At 72.1% G+C, this 15,298-nt stretch carries 13 protein-coding genes; 7 read left to right on the forward strand and 6 right to left on the reverse strand.

Features of this window, described 5'->3' with window-relative positions; translation table 11 throughout:
- Window positions 1-21: 21 nt before the first annotated feature.
- Genes LQ940_RS05145 through LQ940_RS05165 form a run of 5 tightly spaced genes read right to left on the reverse strand, consistent with a single transcriptional unit; the run spans window position 22 to window position 5,619 of the window.
- Complete coding sequence (locus LQ940_RS05145) at window positions 22-1,773, reverse strand: ABC transporter ATP-binding protein (protein ID WP_231242122.1); 1,752 nt, start codon at window positions 1,771-1,773, stop codon at window positions 22-24.
- Window positions 1,770-3,509, reverse strand: coding sequence for an ABC transporter ATP-binding protein (locus LQ940_RS05150; RefSeq protein WP_231242121.1), 1,740 nt, complete (start codon window positions 3,507-3,509; stop codon window positions 1,770-1,772). Before LQ940_RS05150 ends, LQ940_RS05145 begins: the two co-directional genes overlap by 4 nt.
- A 52-nt stretch (window positions 3,510-3,561) precedes the next feature.
- Window positions 3,562-4,104, reverse strand: a complete 543-nt coding sequence (locus tag LQ940_RS05155) for a YbaK/EbsC family protein (RefSeq protein WP_231242120.1) — start codon at window positions 4,102-4,104, stop codon at window positions 3,562-3,564.
- 22 nt (window positions 4,105-4,126) lie between these two features.
- The gene (locus LQ940_RS05160; protein ID WP_231242119.1) at window positions 4,127-4,393 is read right to left on the reverse strand and encodes a hypothetical protein; all 267 of its coding nucleotides are present in this window, start codon (window positions 4,391-4,393) and stop codon (window positions 4,127-4,129) included.
- Window positions 4,390-5,619, reverse strand: coding sequence for a PspC domain-containing protein (locus tag LQ940_RS05165; RefSeq protein ID WP_231242118.1), 1,230 nt, complete (start codon window positions 5,617-5,619; stop codon window positions 4,390-4,392). The genes LQ940_RS05160 and LQ940_RS05165 overlap by 4 nt, the downstream gene beginning before the upstream one ends.
- A 143-nt stretch (window positions 5,620-5,762) precedes the next feature.
- On the opposite strand from LQ940_RS05165, the gene LQ940_RS05170 reads away from it, so the two are divergent.
- From LQ940_RS05170 to pcrA, 6 genes are all read left to right on the forward strand, one after another.
- Window positions 5,763-7,055 (forward strand): ATP-binding protein, encoded by a 1,293-nt coding sequence (locus LQ940_RS05170; RefSeq protein WP_231242117.1) that lies wholly within the window; start codon window positions 5,763-5,765, stop codon window positions 7,053-7,055.
- A complete protein-coding gene (locus LQ940_RS05175) occupies window positions 7,048-7,740 on the forward strand; it encodes a LuxR C-terminal-related transcriptional regulator (protein WP_231242116.1) in 693 nt (230 codons plus the stop codon). The genes LQ940_RS05170 and LQ940_RS05175 overlap by 8 nt, the downstream gene beginning before the upstream one ends.
- 89 nt (window positions 7,741-7,829) lie before the next feature.
- Window positions 7,830-9,269 (forward strand): APC family permease, encoded by a 1,440-nt coding sequence (locus LQ940_RS05180; RefSeq protein ID WP_231242115.1) that lies wholly within the window; start codon window positions 7,830-7,832, stop codon window positions 9,267-9,269.
- 1 nt (window position 9,270) lies between these two features.
- Window positions 9,271-9,738, forward strand: a complete 468-nt coding sequence (locus tag LQ940_RS05185; protein WP_231242114.1) for a universal stress protein — start codon at window positions 9,271-9,273, stop codon at window positions 9,736-9,738.
- A gap of 91 nt (window positions 9,739-9,829) precedes the next feature.
- Window positions 9,830-10,186 carry a hypothetical protein gene (locus LQ940_RS05190; protein WP_231242113.1) on the forward strand — a complete coding sequence of 119 codons (357 nt, stop codon included), beginning with the start codon at window positions 9,830-9,832 and terminating at the stop codon, window positions 10,184-10,186.
- Window positions 10,187-10,298: 112 nt separating this feature from the next.
- Window positions 10,299-12,680: a DNA helicase PcrA gene (gene pcrA, locus LQ940_RS05195; protein WP_231242165.1), complete on the forward strand. Its 2,382-nt coding sequence runs from the start codon at window positions 10,299-10,301 to the stop codon at window positions 12,678-12,680.
- 94 nt (window positions 12,681-12,774) lie between these two features.
- On the opposite strand, the gene LQ940_RS05200 is transcribed toward pcrA, so the two are convergent.
- Window positions 12,775-13,812: a M23 family metallopeptidase gene (locus tag LQ940_RS05200; RefSeq protein WP_231242112.1), complete on the reverse strand. Its 1,038-nt coding sequence runs from the start codon at window positions 13,810-13,812 to the stop codon at window positions 12,775-12,777.
- 320 nt (window positions 13,813-14,132) lie between these two features.
- On the opposite strand from LQ940_RS05200, the gene sucC reads away from it, so the two are divergent.
- Window positions 14,133-15,293: an ADP-forming succinate--CoA ligase subunit beta gene (gene sucC / locus LQ940_RS05205; protein WP_231242111.1), complete on the forward strand. Its 1,161-nt coding sequence runs from the start codon at window positions 14,133-14,135 to the stop codon at window positions 15,291-15,293.
- Window positions 15,294-15,298 lie beyond the last annotated feature (5 nt).

Below are 15,298 nucleotides of genomic sequence, written 5' to 3' on the forward strand. Positions count from 1 at the left end.
GCAACCGCCCCGGACGGGGCGTCAGTGCCGCCCGTTCCAGCTGTCCCACAGTGCGGCGTACGAGCCGCCGGCCGCCACCAGCTCGTCGTGCGAGCCCAGCTCGGAGACGACGCCGTCCTCGACGACCGCGACCCGGTCCGCGTCGTGCGCGGAGAACAGCCGGTGCGCGATCGCGATGACCGTGCGGCCCTCGAGCACCGCCGCGAGCGAGCGCTCCAGGTGCCGTGCCGCGCTCGGGTCGATCAGCGACGTCGCCTCGTCCAGCACCAGCGTGTGCGGGTCGGCGAGCACCAGCCGGGCCAGGGCGATCTGCTGCGCCTGAGCCGCGCTGACCGTCCGGCCGCCGGAGCCGACGACCGTGTCGAGCCCGTCCGGCAGAGCGTCGACCCAGTCCAGCGCGTCCACGGCCGCGAGCGAGGCGCGGATGTCCTCGTCGTCGGCCCCGGGCGGCGCCGCGAGGGCGAGGTTCTCGCGCAGGGTGCCGACGAAGACGTGGTGCTCCTGGGTCACCAGTGCGACGTGGCCGCGCAGCTCCTGCAGGGGCAGCTCGACGAGCCCGACGCCGCCCACGGTCACCGATCCGGTGCGGGGTGGGTGGATGCCCGCCAGCAGTCGGCCCAGCGTCGACTTGCCGGCGCCCGACGGACCCACCATGGCGATCCGCTCGCCGACGCCGACGCGCAGGTCGACGCCGTGCAGCACGTCGCGCCCCTCGACGTAGGAGAACCGCACGTCCCGGGCCTCCAGCTCCTCGCCGTCGGGCTGCGCGCCCGAGGCCGTACGGTCGTCGGGCACCTGCGCCACCCCGAGCAGCCGGGACAGCGAGGCGGCGCCCATCTGCAGCTCGTCGAGGATCGACACGATGCGGTCGACCGGGTCGATGAGCATCTGCACGTAGAGCGTGGCCGCGGTGACGTCGCCGAGGGAGACCTGCCCCTGGGTGTAGAGGTAGCCGCCGAAGAGGAGCGTGGCCACGGTCGGGATCAGGTAGCTGATCTCCATGGAGGGGAAGAACACCGTCCGCAGGTGCAGGGTGTAGCGCTCGGCGTCGTAGGACTCAGCGATGTCGCGGTCGACGGCGGCGATCCGCTCCTCGCCCAGGCCCAGGGCCTCGACGGTGCGCGCCCCCTCGACGGTCTCGGTGAGGGACGCGTTGATGGCGGAGTACGACGCGCTCTCGCGCAGGTAGCCGTCCTTGGCCCGGGCGAGGTACCAGCGCAGGCCGATGACCAGGGGCGGCACGCCGAGCAGGCACGGCAGCGCCACCCACCAGCCCACGCTGACGGCCGCGGCGAACGTCAGCACGGCGGTGACCACGGCGATCGTCCACTCCGGCAGGGCCATCCGCACCGACCACCCGAGCTGCTCGACGTCCCGGCTTGTGCGGGTGAGCAGGTCACCTGAGCCGGCCGACTCGACGACGCCCACCGGCAGTGCCAGAGCGTTGCCGACGAAGTCCTCGCGCAGCTCGGCGAGGACCTGCTCGCCGAGGACCTGGCTGACGTAGCGCGCGAAGCGCGTCAGCACCGTCTGCAGGATCAGGAAGCCCGCCAGCAATGCGACGACCCGGTCCACCTGACCCACGGTGGTGCCCCGCTCGACGGCCTCGACGAGGTCGCCGAGCAGGCGCGGTGCGGCCAGCGCGGCGCCAGCGGCCAGGACGTGCAGGGAGAGCGCGCCCCAGACCAGGCGGGGATGGCGGCGCACCAGCGCCCGCACGTAGCGGCGCATGACGCCGACACCCGCGATCGGCAGGGTCGTGCCGACGCTCATGGCAGCCCGCCCGCGACGACGAGCTCGGTCTCGCGCGTGACGACGGCCCGGTAGCGGGCGTGGGTGCGCAACAGCTCGCTGTGGGTGCCGGTCGCGACGACGACGCCGTCCTCCAGGAAGGCCACCTCGTCGACGGCGTCGAGCATGAGCGGGCTGCTGGAGGTGACGACGGTGGTGCGGCCGGCCCGCTGCTCGCGCAGGCGGCTCGCGATCCGGGCCTCGGTGTGCGCGTCCACGGCGGAGGTGGGCTCCACGAGCACCAGGACCTCCGGGTCGAGGGTGAGGACCCGGGCCAGCACCAGGCGCTGTCGCTGACCGCCGGAGAAGCTGCGGCCCCGCTCGGTGACCACCGTGTCGAGCCCTTCGGGCAGCGCTTCGAGGATGTCGTCGGAGGACGCCGCCGCCAGTGCTCGCGCGAGGGTGCCGTCGTGGCGCGCGGTCCCGGTCACGTCGAGCCGGTCGGCCAGTCGGCCGGAGAAGAGCGTCGCGCCCGTGTCGGACACCACGATCCGGCGGCGTACGTCGGTCCGGCTGAGGGCGGTCAGCGCGACGCCGCCGAGGCTGACGTCGTCGTCGACCTCGGCCGCGCAGAGGCCCAGCCGGTCGGCGAGGGCCGCCGAGTCGTCGGGCTGCTCGCTGACGACGGCGACCAGCGAGCCGGGGCGCACGCGCAGGCCGCTGCGGCGGTCGTGCAGCTCGCCGCCTGGAGCGGGGGGCTGCGCCGGCACCTCGGGCTCGACGACGTCCGGGGTCAGCGCCAGGACCCGGCACACCCGGCGGGCGGAGACCCGCCCGCGGATGAACTTGTTGGCGTACTCGGTCGCCGTGCGCAGCGGGATCATCAGGAAGGCGGAGTAGCCGTAGAACGCCACGAGCTCGCCCGGCGTGATCGTGCCCGCCACGGCGTACCGGGCGCCGATCCAGACGATCACCACGACGAACAGGCCGGGCAGGAAGACCTGCAGGGCCTCGAGCATCGACTGCAGCTTGGCGACCTCGACGCCGGCGCGGCGGGTGGTCTGGCTCTCGCGGCGGTAGCGGTCGTGGAAGACCTGCTCGCCGCCGATGCCGCGCAGGACCCGCAGCCCGCCGACGATGTCGGTGGCGGTGTTGGACAGGTGACCCATCAGCTCGCGCTGGCGGGTGCTGCGCCGCTGGAGGGGGGCGAGCAGCGGCCCGACCAGGAGCATCAGCAGCGGCACGCCCAGCAGCACGACCAGCCCGAGCGTCACGGAGGTCTGCAGCAGGATCACCGCGACCAGGAGGAAGGAGACGACGGCGCCCGCGAAGCGCGCGCTGACGTCCATGACCTGGCCCAGGTGGGAGATGTCGCTGGTGCCGATCGCGACGACCTCGCCGGTCGAGACCTTGCGGGGCAGCGTGCCCCCGAGGTGGACGGTGTGCCGGGCGACCAGCTGGACGGTCGTGTAGGCGGCGGTGAGCCAGTTGGTCACCGCGAACCGGTGTCGCATGATGCCGGCGGCGGCCTGCACCAGGCCGATCAGGGCGAGCAGCCCGGCGTAGCGCAGGAGAGCGTCCCCGTCGCGGTCGGCGACCCCGCGGTCGATGGCGCGGCCGATCACCGCGGGCATGACCGCCTGGGCGCTCATCCAGACGATGCCGAAGGCCATGCCGCCGGCGAGGGTGCGCCCCTGGCTGCGCGCGAGCCACCACAGGAACCGATCGGGAGACCGGTGATCCGCGATCCCGGGATGGTCGAGGGGGAGGCGGCGCACTTACCTGAGAGTACGGTCCGCGAACCCCCTTCCGCGAACCGATAAACCGCTGTCAGCGTGCGAGGTCCGTCACTGTCTCCGCGCCGGGCAGCAGGGCCAGCAGCTCGCCGGGCAGCAGCAGCTTGGAGCCCCTCGTCCCGGAGCCGATGACGGCCGTCTCGATCGCGGTCGCCCGCTCGTCCACGAGCACCCGCCACGCCTGCGGCAGGCCGAGCGGCGTGATGCCGCCGTACTCCATGCCCGACTCCGCGACCGCGCGCTCCATCGGCAGGAAGGAGCACTTGCGCACCCCGAGCAGCCGGCGCACGACGTTGTTGACGTCGGCCCGGGTGTCCGCGCGCACCACGCACGCCGCCACCCGCTCGACCCCGTCGCGGCGCCCGGCCACGAGCACGCAGTTGGCGCTGGCCCCGGGCGGTACGCCGTAGGCCTCACCGAAGGCCGCGGTGTCGGCCAGCTCCGCGTCGATCGGCGTGACCGCCAGCGAGCCCGCGTAGGGCCAGGTCCCCAGCGCCGCCGCCACCGGGGGAGCGAGCAGCTCGGGGTGGTCGACGGCCGGCAGGGGACGCAGGGTTCCGAGGGTCGGCAGGCTCACGGACCCATCCTGCCAACGCCGCCTACCGGTCGCCGTCCCCGGGCGTCACCCAGCCGCGCTGCCGAACGGCGTGGCGGCGCCTCCCGGTGACGGCCACCGCGGCCAGGCCGGCCGCTCCGGCCAGCACCCACGGGACCGGCAGCAGCCAGCGCACGTGGTCGCCCTCGACCACGTCGTTGGCGATCAGCGACCAGACCAGCGCCAGGCCCAGGAAGGCGATGCCCATGACCAGGTGGCCGACGTTGACGGGGTGCCGGCCGGACTCGGCCGGCCCGTGGGTCTCGCTCATCGGGTGCTCCTGTGGGTGTCGACCACGATCTCGCCGAAGGTGACCTCGGCGTCGAGGTGGAGGAGGGGGACGTCGTCGCCGCCGTCGTGGAAGTGGCTGTCCGAGCCGTCGTGCTCGTCACCGAAGAGGGTGGTGCGCCCCCCGGCGTCGATGACCGCGTCGGCGTCGACGTCGAGGCCGTCGGGGACCAGCACCACGATCCGGCCAAAGGTCGACTCCAGGTCGATGGTGCGCCCGTCCAGGCCGTCGAGGTCCTCGACCTCGCGCAGGTCGAGCACGATCTCACCCGCGTTGACCTGGTAGCGGTCGTCGACCTCCGCCGCGGTCTGCGGGGTGTCGCGGACGTGGCCGCCGTCGACCTCCTCGAAGACGGTCGCCGCGGCGGTGGCGAGCGCCGCGACCAGGCCGACCGCGATCAGCCCGCCGGCGCGGCCGTAGAAGGCGCCGAGCAGCAGCATCGCGCCGGTGATCCCCAGCGCCAGGGCCGGGTAGCTGGAGTCGCTGACCGTGGCGCCGGCCAGATCCACGATCCCCAGCACCCCCTCGGCGAGTGCGATCAGCGCCAGGGTGAACCAGAACAACAGCGGCCCCCGGCGGCGCGGTGGGCGCGGGTGGGGCGGCACCGGGGCCGGCACGTACGCCGGGTACGCGGCGGGCGGGTAGGCCGCCGCGGCCGCTCCCGGTGCCGCCCCGGATGCGTCACCGGGTGCGTCACCGGGCATGACACCGGGCGTGACACCGGGCCGGGCGGGGGGAGCGGCATAGGGAGGCGGGACCGGCCGGTCGCCGCGCACCGCCATGACCGCCACGGCGACCAGCCCGAGCACCGCCAGCGGCCACGGGAAGCTCCAGCCGCCGAACGATTCGCTCACCAGGGCGAGGGCCGCGACGAGGCCGGCGAGCCACAGCGCGAACGTGCGGCTGCGCTCGTCGAGCCGCACGGTCGCGTCCTGGGTGCGCTCGTCGGGGACCAGCAGCCAGCACGCGCCGTACCCGATCAGGCCGGCGCCGCCGAAGAACGACAGCACGACGAACGACACCCGCAGGATGGTCGGGTCGATGTCGAGATGGCGGGCCAGCCCGCCTGCGACGCCGGCGATCTTCCGGTCGTAGGCGGAGCGGCGCAGACGGCCCAGGTCGCGCATCTCGTCGCGGGTGACGCGCGGACCCTCATGCGGCCCGGGGTCGCTGGATCCCGAGGGCGCAACGGGTGGTGTCGTGGTCATGGCTCCAGCCTGGTGGGGATCCCGCCTCCCCGCCATCGGGGAGGCCCCTGATCCTGGCACGCCCCGAGCCCTGCGGTCTCAGGGTCGGACCGGGGTCGAACCTCATGTGGCGCAGCCGCTCGCTGTGTGACGATGAGAGCACGATGAGCACCGCCCCTGCGCCGCCCCGGCCCGAGCTCCGACCGGACGTCCGCCGCGCCTTCCGCGACACCCACGAGCCGATCATCGGCGGCGTGGCGTCCGGGCTGGCGCGCCACTTCCAGGTGCCGGTGCTCTGGGTGCGCGCCGCCTTCGTCGTGAGCGTGTTCATGGGCGGCCTCGGCATCTTCATGTACGCCGGCCTGTGGCTGATGCTGCCGGCCGAGCCGCCCTTCGCCCCGGCCGCTCCCGGCCTGGAGAGCGCGACCCGGGGCGGTCGGCGCCCCGGCCGGATCCGCCGCCTCACCGACGTCGGTCCGGTGATCGCCCTGTCCGCCCTCGGGCTGGGGCTGATCCTGGTCGTGGAGGCGGTGTTCGGCGACGGGGCGGTCGTCTGGCCGGTCGCGATCGGGATCGTCGGGGTGGCCCTGCTGTGGCGCCAGGCCGACGAGGCCCAGCGCGAACGGTGGCAGGACACCACCGGGCGGGTGGACCCGCTGCGGGTGATCTTCGGCAACGGCGGCTGGGCGTCGTACGCGCGGGTCGGGGCCGGCGTGGTCCTCCTGCTGTCGGCGTGCTTCATGTTCGGCTTCGACAACGGCTCGCTGCAGCAGGCCCGCGGTGCCCTGATCGCGGGCGGGCTCGGCCTGGTCGGGCTGCTGCTGGTGGTGGGCCCGTGGGTCTACCGGCTGACCTCCGAGCTGACCGACGAGCGCACCGAGCGGATCCGCACCCAGGAGCGCGCCGACGTCGCGGCCCACCTGCACGACTCGGTGCTCCAGACCCTCGCCCTCATCCAGAAGAACCCCGGCGACGCGGCGACCGTGGCCAAGCTGGCCCGCGCCCAGGAGCGTGACCTACGGGCCTGGCTCTACGCCGGCGAGGCCACCGACGAGCGCAGCCTGGCCAGTGCCCTGCGCGGGGTGGCCGCGGAGGTCGAGGACGCCCACGGCATCTCCGTCGACGTCGTCAACGTCGGAGACTGCGACATGGCCGAGCCGCTGCGGCCCGTCGTCGCCGCCGCCCGCGAGGCGCTGACCAACGCGGCCAAGCACGCCGGGGCGGGGCGCATCGACGTGTACGCCGAGGTCACGCCCGGCGCGGTCGACATCTTCGTGCGCGACCGCGGGCCGGGGTTCGACCCCGCCGCGGTCCCCGAGGACCGCTACGGCGTACGGCACAGCATCATCGACCGCATGCAGCGCCACGGCGGCATCGCCGAGATCCGCTCCGGTGCCGCGGGCTCCGAAGTCCGGCTGCACCTGCCACGCCCCGTCCAGGAGGAACCCGATGCTTGACCCGACCCCCGTGCGCGTTGTGATCGTCGACGACCACGCCATGTTCCGCAGCGGCGTCCGTGCCGAGCTGGTGAGCACCGGCGCCGGCCAGGTGGAGGTGCTCGCCGAGGCCGCCGACGTCGACGAGGCCATCGCGGCGGTCCTCGCCCACCGGCCCGACGTCGTCCTGCTCGACGTGCACCTGCCCGGCGGCGGCGGCGTGGAGGTCATGCGCCGGCTCGCCCTGGCCCCGACCGCCCCGACCTCCGGGGCCCCCGAGGCGCGACCGCCCCGCTTCCTCGCGTTGTCGGTCAGCGACGCCGCCGAGGACGTCATCGGCACGATCCGCGGTGGCGCGCGCGGCTACGTCACCAAGACGATCACCGGCGCCGAGCTCGTCTCCGCGATCCGGCGGGTGGCGGACGGCGACGCGGTGTTCTCCCCGCGGCTGGCCGGCTTCGTGCTCGACGCGTTCGCGGGCTCCATCGACGTCGCGGCCGTCGACGAGGACCTGGACCGCCTCACCGAGCGCGAGCGCGAGGTCATGCGGCTGATCGCGCGCGGCTACTCCTACAAGGAGGTCGCCAAGGAGCTGTTCATCTCGATCAAGACCGTCGAGACCCACATGTCCTCGGTGCTGCGCAAGCTGCAGCTCTCCTCGCGCCATGAGCTCAGCCGGTGGGCCTCGGAGCGCCGGCTGCTCTGAGGCACGCGGAGCCCTGATCGCCGCCGGGTTTTGGGGGGCGGGCGGCGGGGTATGGGGGCTTGACGCGTCGCCCGAACCAGGAGGCCCCTGTGAGCACTGCGAGTCCTGACACCACGGCAGAGCCAGACGGGGGCGAGGAGCTCAAGCGGACCATCACCGGTCGCCTTCTCTTCTTCTACACCCTGGGCGACGTGCTGGGCTCGGGGATCTACGTCCTCATCGGGCTGGTGGCCGCGGCCGTCGGCGGCGCCTTCTGGATCGCGTTCGCCCTCGGCGTGACGGTCGCGGCGATCACCGGGGCGGCGTACGCCGAGCTGGTGACGAAGTATCCCCAGGCGGCGGGTGCGTCGCTCTACGTCAACAAGGCCTTCGGCAACCGCCCGCTCACCTTCCTGATCACCGTCTCCTTCCTCGCCGCGAGCATGGCGGCATCCGGCTCGCTGGCGGTGGGCTTCGCCTCCTACTTCGACACCCTCTGGTCCGGCCCACCGGCCCTGATCGTCTCCCTGGTCTTCGTGGCGCTGCTCGTGGTGGTCAACTTCATCGGCATCACCGAGTCGGTGTGGATGAACATGCTGATGACCTTCGTCGAGGTGGGCGGCCTGGTCGTGGTGCTCGTGATCGGCATCGTCTTCATCTTCCAGGGAGATGCCGACTTCGGCGTGCTCACCCAGATCGACACGTCCGGTGACTACGGCAGCCCCGCACTGGCGGTCCTGGCCGGCATCTCGTTCTCGTTCTTCGCGATGACCGGCTTCGAGAACACCGCCAACGTCGCCGAGGAGACGGTCGACCCGTACAAGGCGTTCCCGCGTTCGCTGGTCGGCGGCATGATCGTGGCGGGAGTTGTCTACGTCCTGGTCTCGATGGCCGCCGCCCTGACCGTGCCGACCGAGACACTGGCTACGTCGGACGCGGCGCTGCTCGAGGTGGTCGAGGCTGGCATCCTGCCGATCTCCACCAGCTTCATGAGCACGCTGTTCTCCGTCATCGCGCTGATCGCCATCACCAACACCACGCTGGTCACCATCGTCACCCAGCCGCGTGTCCTCTACGGAATGGCTCGTGAGGACGTCGTTCCTGCCGTTTTCGCGAAGATCCACCCCACCCGACGCAGCCCCTGGGTGGGCCTGATCTTCTCCGGTGCCGTCGTCGGCGCGCTGCTGGTCATCGGGACCCTGCTCACCGAGGCCGGCGGCGGCATCGATCTGGTCGGTCGCCTCGCCACCGTCACGGTCGTCCTGCTGCTGGCGATCTACGCCCTCGTGATCGTCGCCTGCCTCAAGCTGCGCGGGCAGGACGAGGACGGACCGTTCTTCCGCGCCAACACCCCCCTGCTGGTCGTGGGTCTGGTCGGCAACCTGGCGATCCTCTACTTCACGATCTACGACGACCCCCACTCGCTGATCTGGTGTGCGGGCCTGCTCGGTGTCGGCCTCGTGCTCTTCCTCGCGGAGTACTTCTTCGGCAATCGAGACCGACCAAGCGACATCGAGCCCGGCACCGCCGCCGCGGACAAGGAGATCTGACATGCACGTCATCGTCGCCACCGACGGGTCCCGCCAGTCCCTGGCCGCGGCCAAGCACCTCAAGTCGTTCGCCGACCCCGACAAGATCGAGACGATCTCGGTGGTCGCCGTGATCCGCCCCTACGCCGCCGTCGCCTTCGCCGACGACCTGGCCCCTGTCGACAAGGCGGGTGGGACGTTCGACTCGCTGTCCTTCCGGGCCGCTGCCGAGAGCGCCACCCAGGCCGTCGCGAAGGTATTCGAGGGGTGGGGCCCGAAGGTGCAGACCCGCATCCGTAGCGGCTCGCCCGCGGCCGAGATCATCAAGGCCGCCAAGCAGTACGAGGCCGGCCTGGTCGTCGTGGCCGCCGGCAGCCGCGGCCTCAGCGACACGGTCCTGCTCGGCAGCACGGCCCAGCGCGTCCAGCACTCCGCGCCCTGCCCGGTGCTCGTCGTACGGCCGGCTCCACGCAAGCGGAAGAAGAAGTAGCGCGGCCGCCGTACTTGACGTGGGTCACGCGGCGGGGCCGCGGCTGGGGAGCCGCCGGCCGGCCGCCGCGGCCGATCACTAGGGTTCGGCCATGGAAACCTTGCGCCAGATCCTTCTGATCATCCACCTGCTGGGCTTCGCCGCGCTCTTCGGCGGTCTCATCGTGCAGGCCGGCTCCGCGACCAAGGTGGTCAACGGGGCCATGCGCGACGGCGCCGGCACGGCCTTCCTCGCCGGCCTGGCCCTCGTCGGCGTCCTCGAGGCCGGCGACGGCGACGTCAACCACGCCAAGGTCGGGGTCAAGCTCCTCATCGGCCTGGTCGTGCTGATCCTGGTCATGGCCAACCTCCGCAAGGAGCGGATCCCCCAGGGCCTCTGGCTCGGCCTCCTCGCCCTCTCCGTCGCCAACGTCGCCGTCGCCGTCCTCTGGTCCTCCGCGCACGCCTAGGCCCCGGAGCGCCGCCGACACCCACCCCGGGGGTGCGCGCACGTAGGCTGGAGGCAGGATGAGTACGCCGTCGTCAGCAGCAGCCCAAGCAGCCCAGTTCGCGTTCCCCGGCATGGACCGGCACACCGCGGAGGAGGCCCGCACCTCCCCTCGTGGACCCTCGCGCGAGGAGCTGCTCGAAGGGCTCAACGAGCCGCAGCGCGCGGCCGTCACCCATGCCGGCAGCCCGCTGCTCGTGGTGGCCGGGGCCGGGTCGGGCAAGACCCGCGTCCTGACCCGGCGCATCGCCTGGATCATCTCCGAGCGCAAGGCCCACCCCGGCTCGATCCTGGCGATCACGTTCACCAACAAGGCCGCGGGCGAGATGAAGGAGCGCGTCGAGGAGCTGGTCGGCAAGCGCGCGCGGATCATGTGGGTCAGCACGTTCCACTCCGCCTGCGTCCGGATCCTGCGCAAGGAGATCGACAAGCTCGGCTTCAAGTCGAGCTTCTCCATCTACGACGCCGCCGACCAGAAGCGCCTGATGAGCCTGGTCATCAAGGACCTCGATCTCGACGCGAAGAGGTTCCAGCCCGGCCCGGTGCTCCACTGGGTCAGCAACCACAAGAACGAGCTGCGCGACCCCGAGGAGTTCGCCAAGGACACCCACAACCACGTGGAGGAGCAGTACGCCGCGGCGTACGCCCTCTACCAGCGGCGCCTGCGCGAGGCCAACGCCCTCGACTTCGACGACCTGATCATGATGACGGTGCACCTCCTGCAGGCCTTCCCGGAGGTCCGCGAGACCTATCGGCGCCGGTTCCGCCACGTCCTGGTCGACGAGTACCAGGACACCAACCACGCCCAGTACGCCCTCATCCACCAACTCTGCGCCGACAACCCGGAGCTGGTGGAGGGCGAGGAGCGCGTGGAGCCGGCCGAGCTGATGGTCGTTGGCGACGCCGACCAGTCGATCTACGCGTTCCGCGGCGCCAACATCCGCAACATCATGGACTTCGAGCAGGACTTCCCCAACGCCACCTCCATCCTGCTCGAGCAGAACTACCGCTCCACCCAGACAATCCTCACCGCGGCCAACTCCGTCATCGGGCACAACAAGGGCCGCAAACCCAAGCGGCTGTGGTCCGACGCCGGCGACGGCGAGCGGATCGTCGGGTACGTCGCCGACGACGAGCACGACGAGGCGCGGTTCGTGTCGGAGGAGATCGACAAGCTCGTGGATGGGGGCGGCCGGGCCGGCGACGTGGCGGTGTTCTACCGCACCAACGCCCAGTCGCGGGTGTTCGAGGAGGTGTTCATCCGCACCGGACAGCCCTACAAGGTGGTCGGCGGCGTGCGCTTCTACGAGCGTCGCGAGGTGCGCGACGCCCTCGCCTACCTGCGGATGCTCGCCAACGCCGACGACCAGGTGTCGCTGCGCCGGATCCTCAACACCCCCAAGCGGGGCATCGGCGACCGGGCGGTCGCCTGCGTCAGCCTCCTCGCGGAGCGTGACGGCCTGACCTTCTGGGAGGCGCTGCGCCGGGCCGACCGCGCGCCGGGGCTCGCCACGCGCTCGCTCACCCAGATCAAGGCCTTCGTGGCGATGGTGGAGGAGCTGCAGTCGATGGTGGAGGCCGGCGAGCGCGCCGACGTCATCCTCGAGTCGGTGCTCGCCCGCTCCGGCTATCTCGCCGAGCTCGAGGCCTCCGACGACCCCCAGGACGCGACCCGGCTGGAGAACCTCGCCGAGCTCGTCGCGGTCGCCCGCGAGTTCTCCGACGACCCGGTGCCCGGTCCCTCCGCCGACCCCGCCGACGTCGATGCCGGTCTGGTCGCGCCCGGACTCGTGGACTTCCTGGAGCGCGTCGCGCTCGTCGCCGACACCGACCAGATCCCCGACGACGACGGAGACCAGGGCGTGGTCACGCTCATGACGCTCCACACCGCCAAGGGCCTGGAGTTCCCGGTGGTCTTCCTGACCGGCCTCGAGGACGGCGTCTTCCCGCACGCCCGCTCGCTCGGGGACCAGCCCGAGCTGGAGGAGGAGCGGCGCCTGGCCTACGTCGGCGTCACCCGCGCGCGCGAGCGGCTCTACATCTCCCGTGCCGTGGTCCGCTCCGCCTGGGGCGCCCCCTCGCACAACCCCGGCTCCCGGTTCCTCGACGAGCTGCCGGTCGACCTGGTCGACTGGCGCCGCACCGAGGCGGCCCAGACCCGCTGGGGACGGCCCAACCTCGCTGACGGATCACCGGCCAGCATGAGCTCGCCGACCGCGGCGGGGCGGCGCAACTTCTCCTCGGCCGCCGCGCGTGCCGACGCCGCGGCCAAGGCCAAGCCCGCCCGGGAGATCCCGTCGCTGGAGCCGGGCGATCGGGTCGTCCACGACTCTTTCGGCATGGGCACCGTCGTCGCGCTGGAAGGCAGTGCCGACAAGGCCGTGGCCTCGATCGACTTCGGCTCCGAGGGCGTCAAGCGGCTGCTGCTGCGCTACGCGCCCGTCGAGAAGCTGTGAGCGTGCCGAGCCTGCGAGGCACGGGCGCAGCTTGATGGTCGTCGACCGGCGTGTCGAGACGCCGTAAGCCGAAGGATCGACCCCCGGAAGGACGTCAGAAGGTCGCGCCGTGGACCAGGAAGGCCTGGTACGGGTCGACCGGGTCGCCGCCGCCCGGACGGACCTCGATGTGCAGGTGCGAGCCGGTGACGTGGCCGGTGGTGCCGACGGTCCCGATGGTCTCGCCGGCGCGGACGACGTCGCCGTCGCTGACGAAGATGTCGGTCTGGTGGCAGAACCAGATCTCGGTGCCGTCCTCGAGCGTGAGCACGGTCTTGTTGCCGTAGGCGCCGTCGGAGCCGGTGGAGGTGATCACGCCGTTGGCCACCGCGTAGATCGGGTCACCGGTCTCGCCGTTGAAGTCGAGGCCGGTGTGGTAGCTCGACCAGAGGCCGTACTCGCCGTAGCGGGCCGTCAGGCTGATGTTGTCGAGCGGCATCACCCAGCGGTTGAGCGCGATCTCGCCGGCGCGGGCCTCGGCCTGCTTGGCGAACTGCGCGAGCGCGGCGTTGCGCTGCTTGGCCTGCTGCTCGGCAGCGGCCACGAGCTCGTTGTCGGCGGTGTCGGCGAGGGCGTCGCGGCGCGAGTCACGGCTGACCTGCTGCTCGCGGTCGCCGAGGAACACGCTTCCGGTGCCGCTGGCACCGGACAGGGCGCTGGCCTGACGTACGCCGGTGTCGGCGCTGGCGGCCAGGTCGGGACCGGTCGAGGTGAGGGCGCCGCCCACGGCGACGGCCAGGGTGGCGACGCCGACCAGCACCGGGACCGAGGGGAGGCCCTTGTACAGGGAGCCACGGGATCCGGCGTGCTTGACCGCCTTGCGGGAGCCGGGCGCGCGGCGGACCACCACGACGGGGAGCTCGGCGGTGGTCGCGGCAGCGGCCTCGACGGCCACGGACGCGAGCACCTGGGTGCGGAGCTCGGCCTGGGCGACCGGCTCGACCGGGCGCGCGACGCGGCGACCGACGTAGGTGCTGGGCCCGTCGACGGCCGGCGACTCACCAGACTGGCTGGAGTGGCTGCTGGAATGACTCGTGGGAGTCCCCGAGGGTCGACGGCGCGAGCCGCTTCGATCCGCCCGGTGGCTACCCATGAATAGTCGCTCCGTGTCGTTGAGGGGTGTCGCGCTCGGTCATTGGCGCGCACCTGATGGGGCCCGGCGAGCGCGGAAGCCAGAACTGTAACGGATGGCTCAGGGACCCGAAAATCCCGCCGGGACCAGTGTGGAGAACTCCCGGCGTCCTGTCTGGAGAACGGCCCAGCCGGTGTCTTGTTACCCGTCGGTCGTATGCCCCGCATCACGTCGGGCGGGCTCGTCGTAGGGCCGGGGGCGGGACTAGGGTGCCGGGGATACCCCAAGCACGGCGAGCAGCCGGCCAGGCTACCCGCTCAATACGAGGACACGGTGGATCAGTGGATCTGATGGAATTTCAGGCGAAGGAGCTCTTCGCCAAGCACGACGTCCCGGGCACGCCCGGCATCGTCGCCACGACGCCCGCCGAGGCACGCGCGGCCGCCGAGAAGCTCGGCGTCTGCGTCGTCAAGGCCCAGGTCAAGGCGGGCGGTCGCGGCAAGGCCGGCGGCGTCAAGCTCGCCAAGACCCCCGATGAGGCCGAGGAGCACGCCACGGCGATCCTGGGCATGGAGATCAAGGGCCTCACGGTCCACCGCGTGCTGATCGCCCCGGCCGCGAGCATCCAGGAGGAGTACTACTTCTCCTTCCTGCTCGACCGCGCCAACCGTCAGTACCTCTGCATCGCCAGCGTCGAGGGTGGTGTCGAGATCGAGGAGGTCGCGAAGACCAACCCCGACGCCGTCAAGCAGATCCCGATCAACGCCGGCACCGGCGTCGACGAGGCCAAGGCCCGCGAGATCGTCGCGGAGGCCGGCTTCCCGGAGCCGCTCGTCGAGCAGGCCGTGACCACGGTCCTGAACCTGTGGAAGGTCTTCGTCGAGGAGGACGCGACCCTGGTCGAGGTCAACCCGCTCGCCCGCCTCGAGGGCGACGTGCTGGAGGCCCTCGACGGCAAGGTGTCGCTGGACGAGAACGCCGAGTTCCGCCACGAGGACCACGCGCAGTTCGAGGACAAGGACGCCGCGGACCCGCTCGAGGCCAAGGCGAAGGCCAAGGGCCTCAACTACGTCAAGCTCGACGGCGAGGTCGGCATCATCGGCAACGGCGCGGGCCTGGTCATGTCGACCCTCGACGTCGTCGCGTACGCCGGTGAGGGCCACGGCGGCGTCAAGCCCGCCAACTTCCTGGACATCGGCGGCGGCGCCAACGCGCAGGTCATGGCCGACGGCCTGGACGTGATCCTGAACGACTCACAGGTCAAGAGCGTGTTCGTGAACGTCTTCGGCGGCATCACCGCCTGTGACGAGGTCGCCAACGGCATCAAGGGCGCGCTGGAGATCCTCGGCGACGAGGCCACCAAGCCGCTGGTCGTCCGGCTCGACGGGAACAACGTGGAGGAGGGCCGCCGGATCCTCGACGAGCTCAACCACCCGCTGGTCACCCAGGTCGACACGATGGACGGAGCGGCCGACAAGGCCGCCGAGCTCGCGAACGCGTAAGGACG

It is taken from the genome of Nocardioides sp. cx-173 (assembly GCF_021117365.1).
Taxonomy (GTDB): Bacteria; Actinomycetota; Actinomycetes; order Propionibacteriales; family Nocardioidaceae; genus Nocardioides.

Bases quoted from the DNA above. Each gene is read 5' to 3' on its own strand.
- LQ940_RS05145 (WP_231242122.1), bottom strand. From the start codon at position 1,773: ATGAGCGTCGGCACGACCCTGCCGATCGCGGGTGTCGGCGTCATGCGC.
- LQ940_RS05160 (WP_231242119.1), bottom strand. From the start codon at position 4,393: ATGAGCGAGACCCACGGGCCGGCCGAGTCCGGCCGGCACCCCGTCAAC.
- LQ940_RS05165 (WP_231242118.1), bottom strand. From the start codon at position 5,619: ATGACCACGACACCACCCGTTGCGCCCTCGGGATCCAGCGACCCCGGG.
- LQ940_RS05170 (WP_231242117.1), top strand. From the start codon at position 5,763: ATGAGCACCGCCCCTGCGCCGCCCCGGCCCGAGCTCCGACCGGACGTC.
- LQ940_RS05175 (WP_231242116.1), top strand. From the start codon at position 7,048: ATGCTTGACCCGACCCCCGTGCGCGTTGTGATCGTCGACGACCACGCC.
- LQ940_RS05185 (WP_231242114.1), top strand. From the start codon at position 9,271: ATGCACGTCATCGTCGCCACCGACGGGTCCCGCCAGTCCCTGGCCGCG.
- LQ940_RS05190 (WP_231242113.1), top strand. From the start codon at position 9,830: ATGGAAACCTTGCGCCAGATCCTTCTGATCATCCACCTGCTGGGCTTC.
- pcrA (WP_231242165.1), top strand. From the start codon at position 10,299: ATGGACCGGCACACCGCGGAGGAGGCCCGCACCTCCCCTCGTGGACCC.
- LQ940_RS05200 (WP_231242112.1), bottom strand. From the start codon at position 13,812: ATGGGTAGCCACCGGGCGGATCGAAGCGGCTCGCGCCGTCGACCCTCG.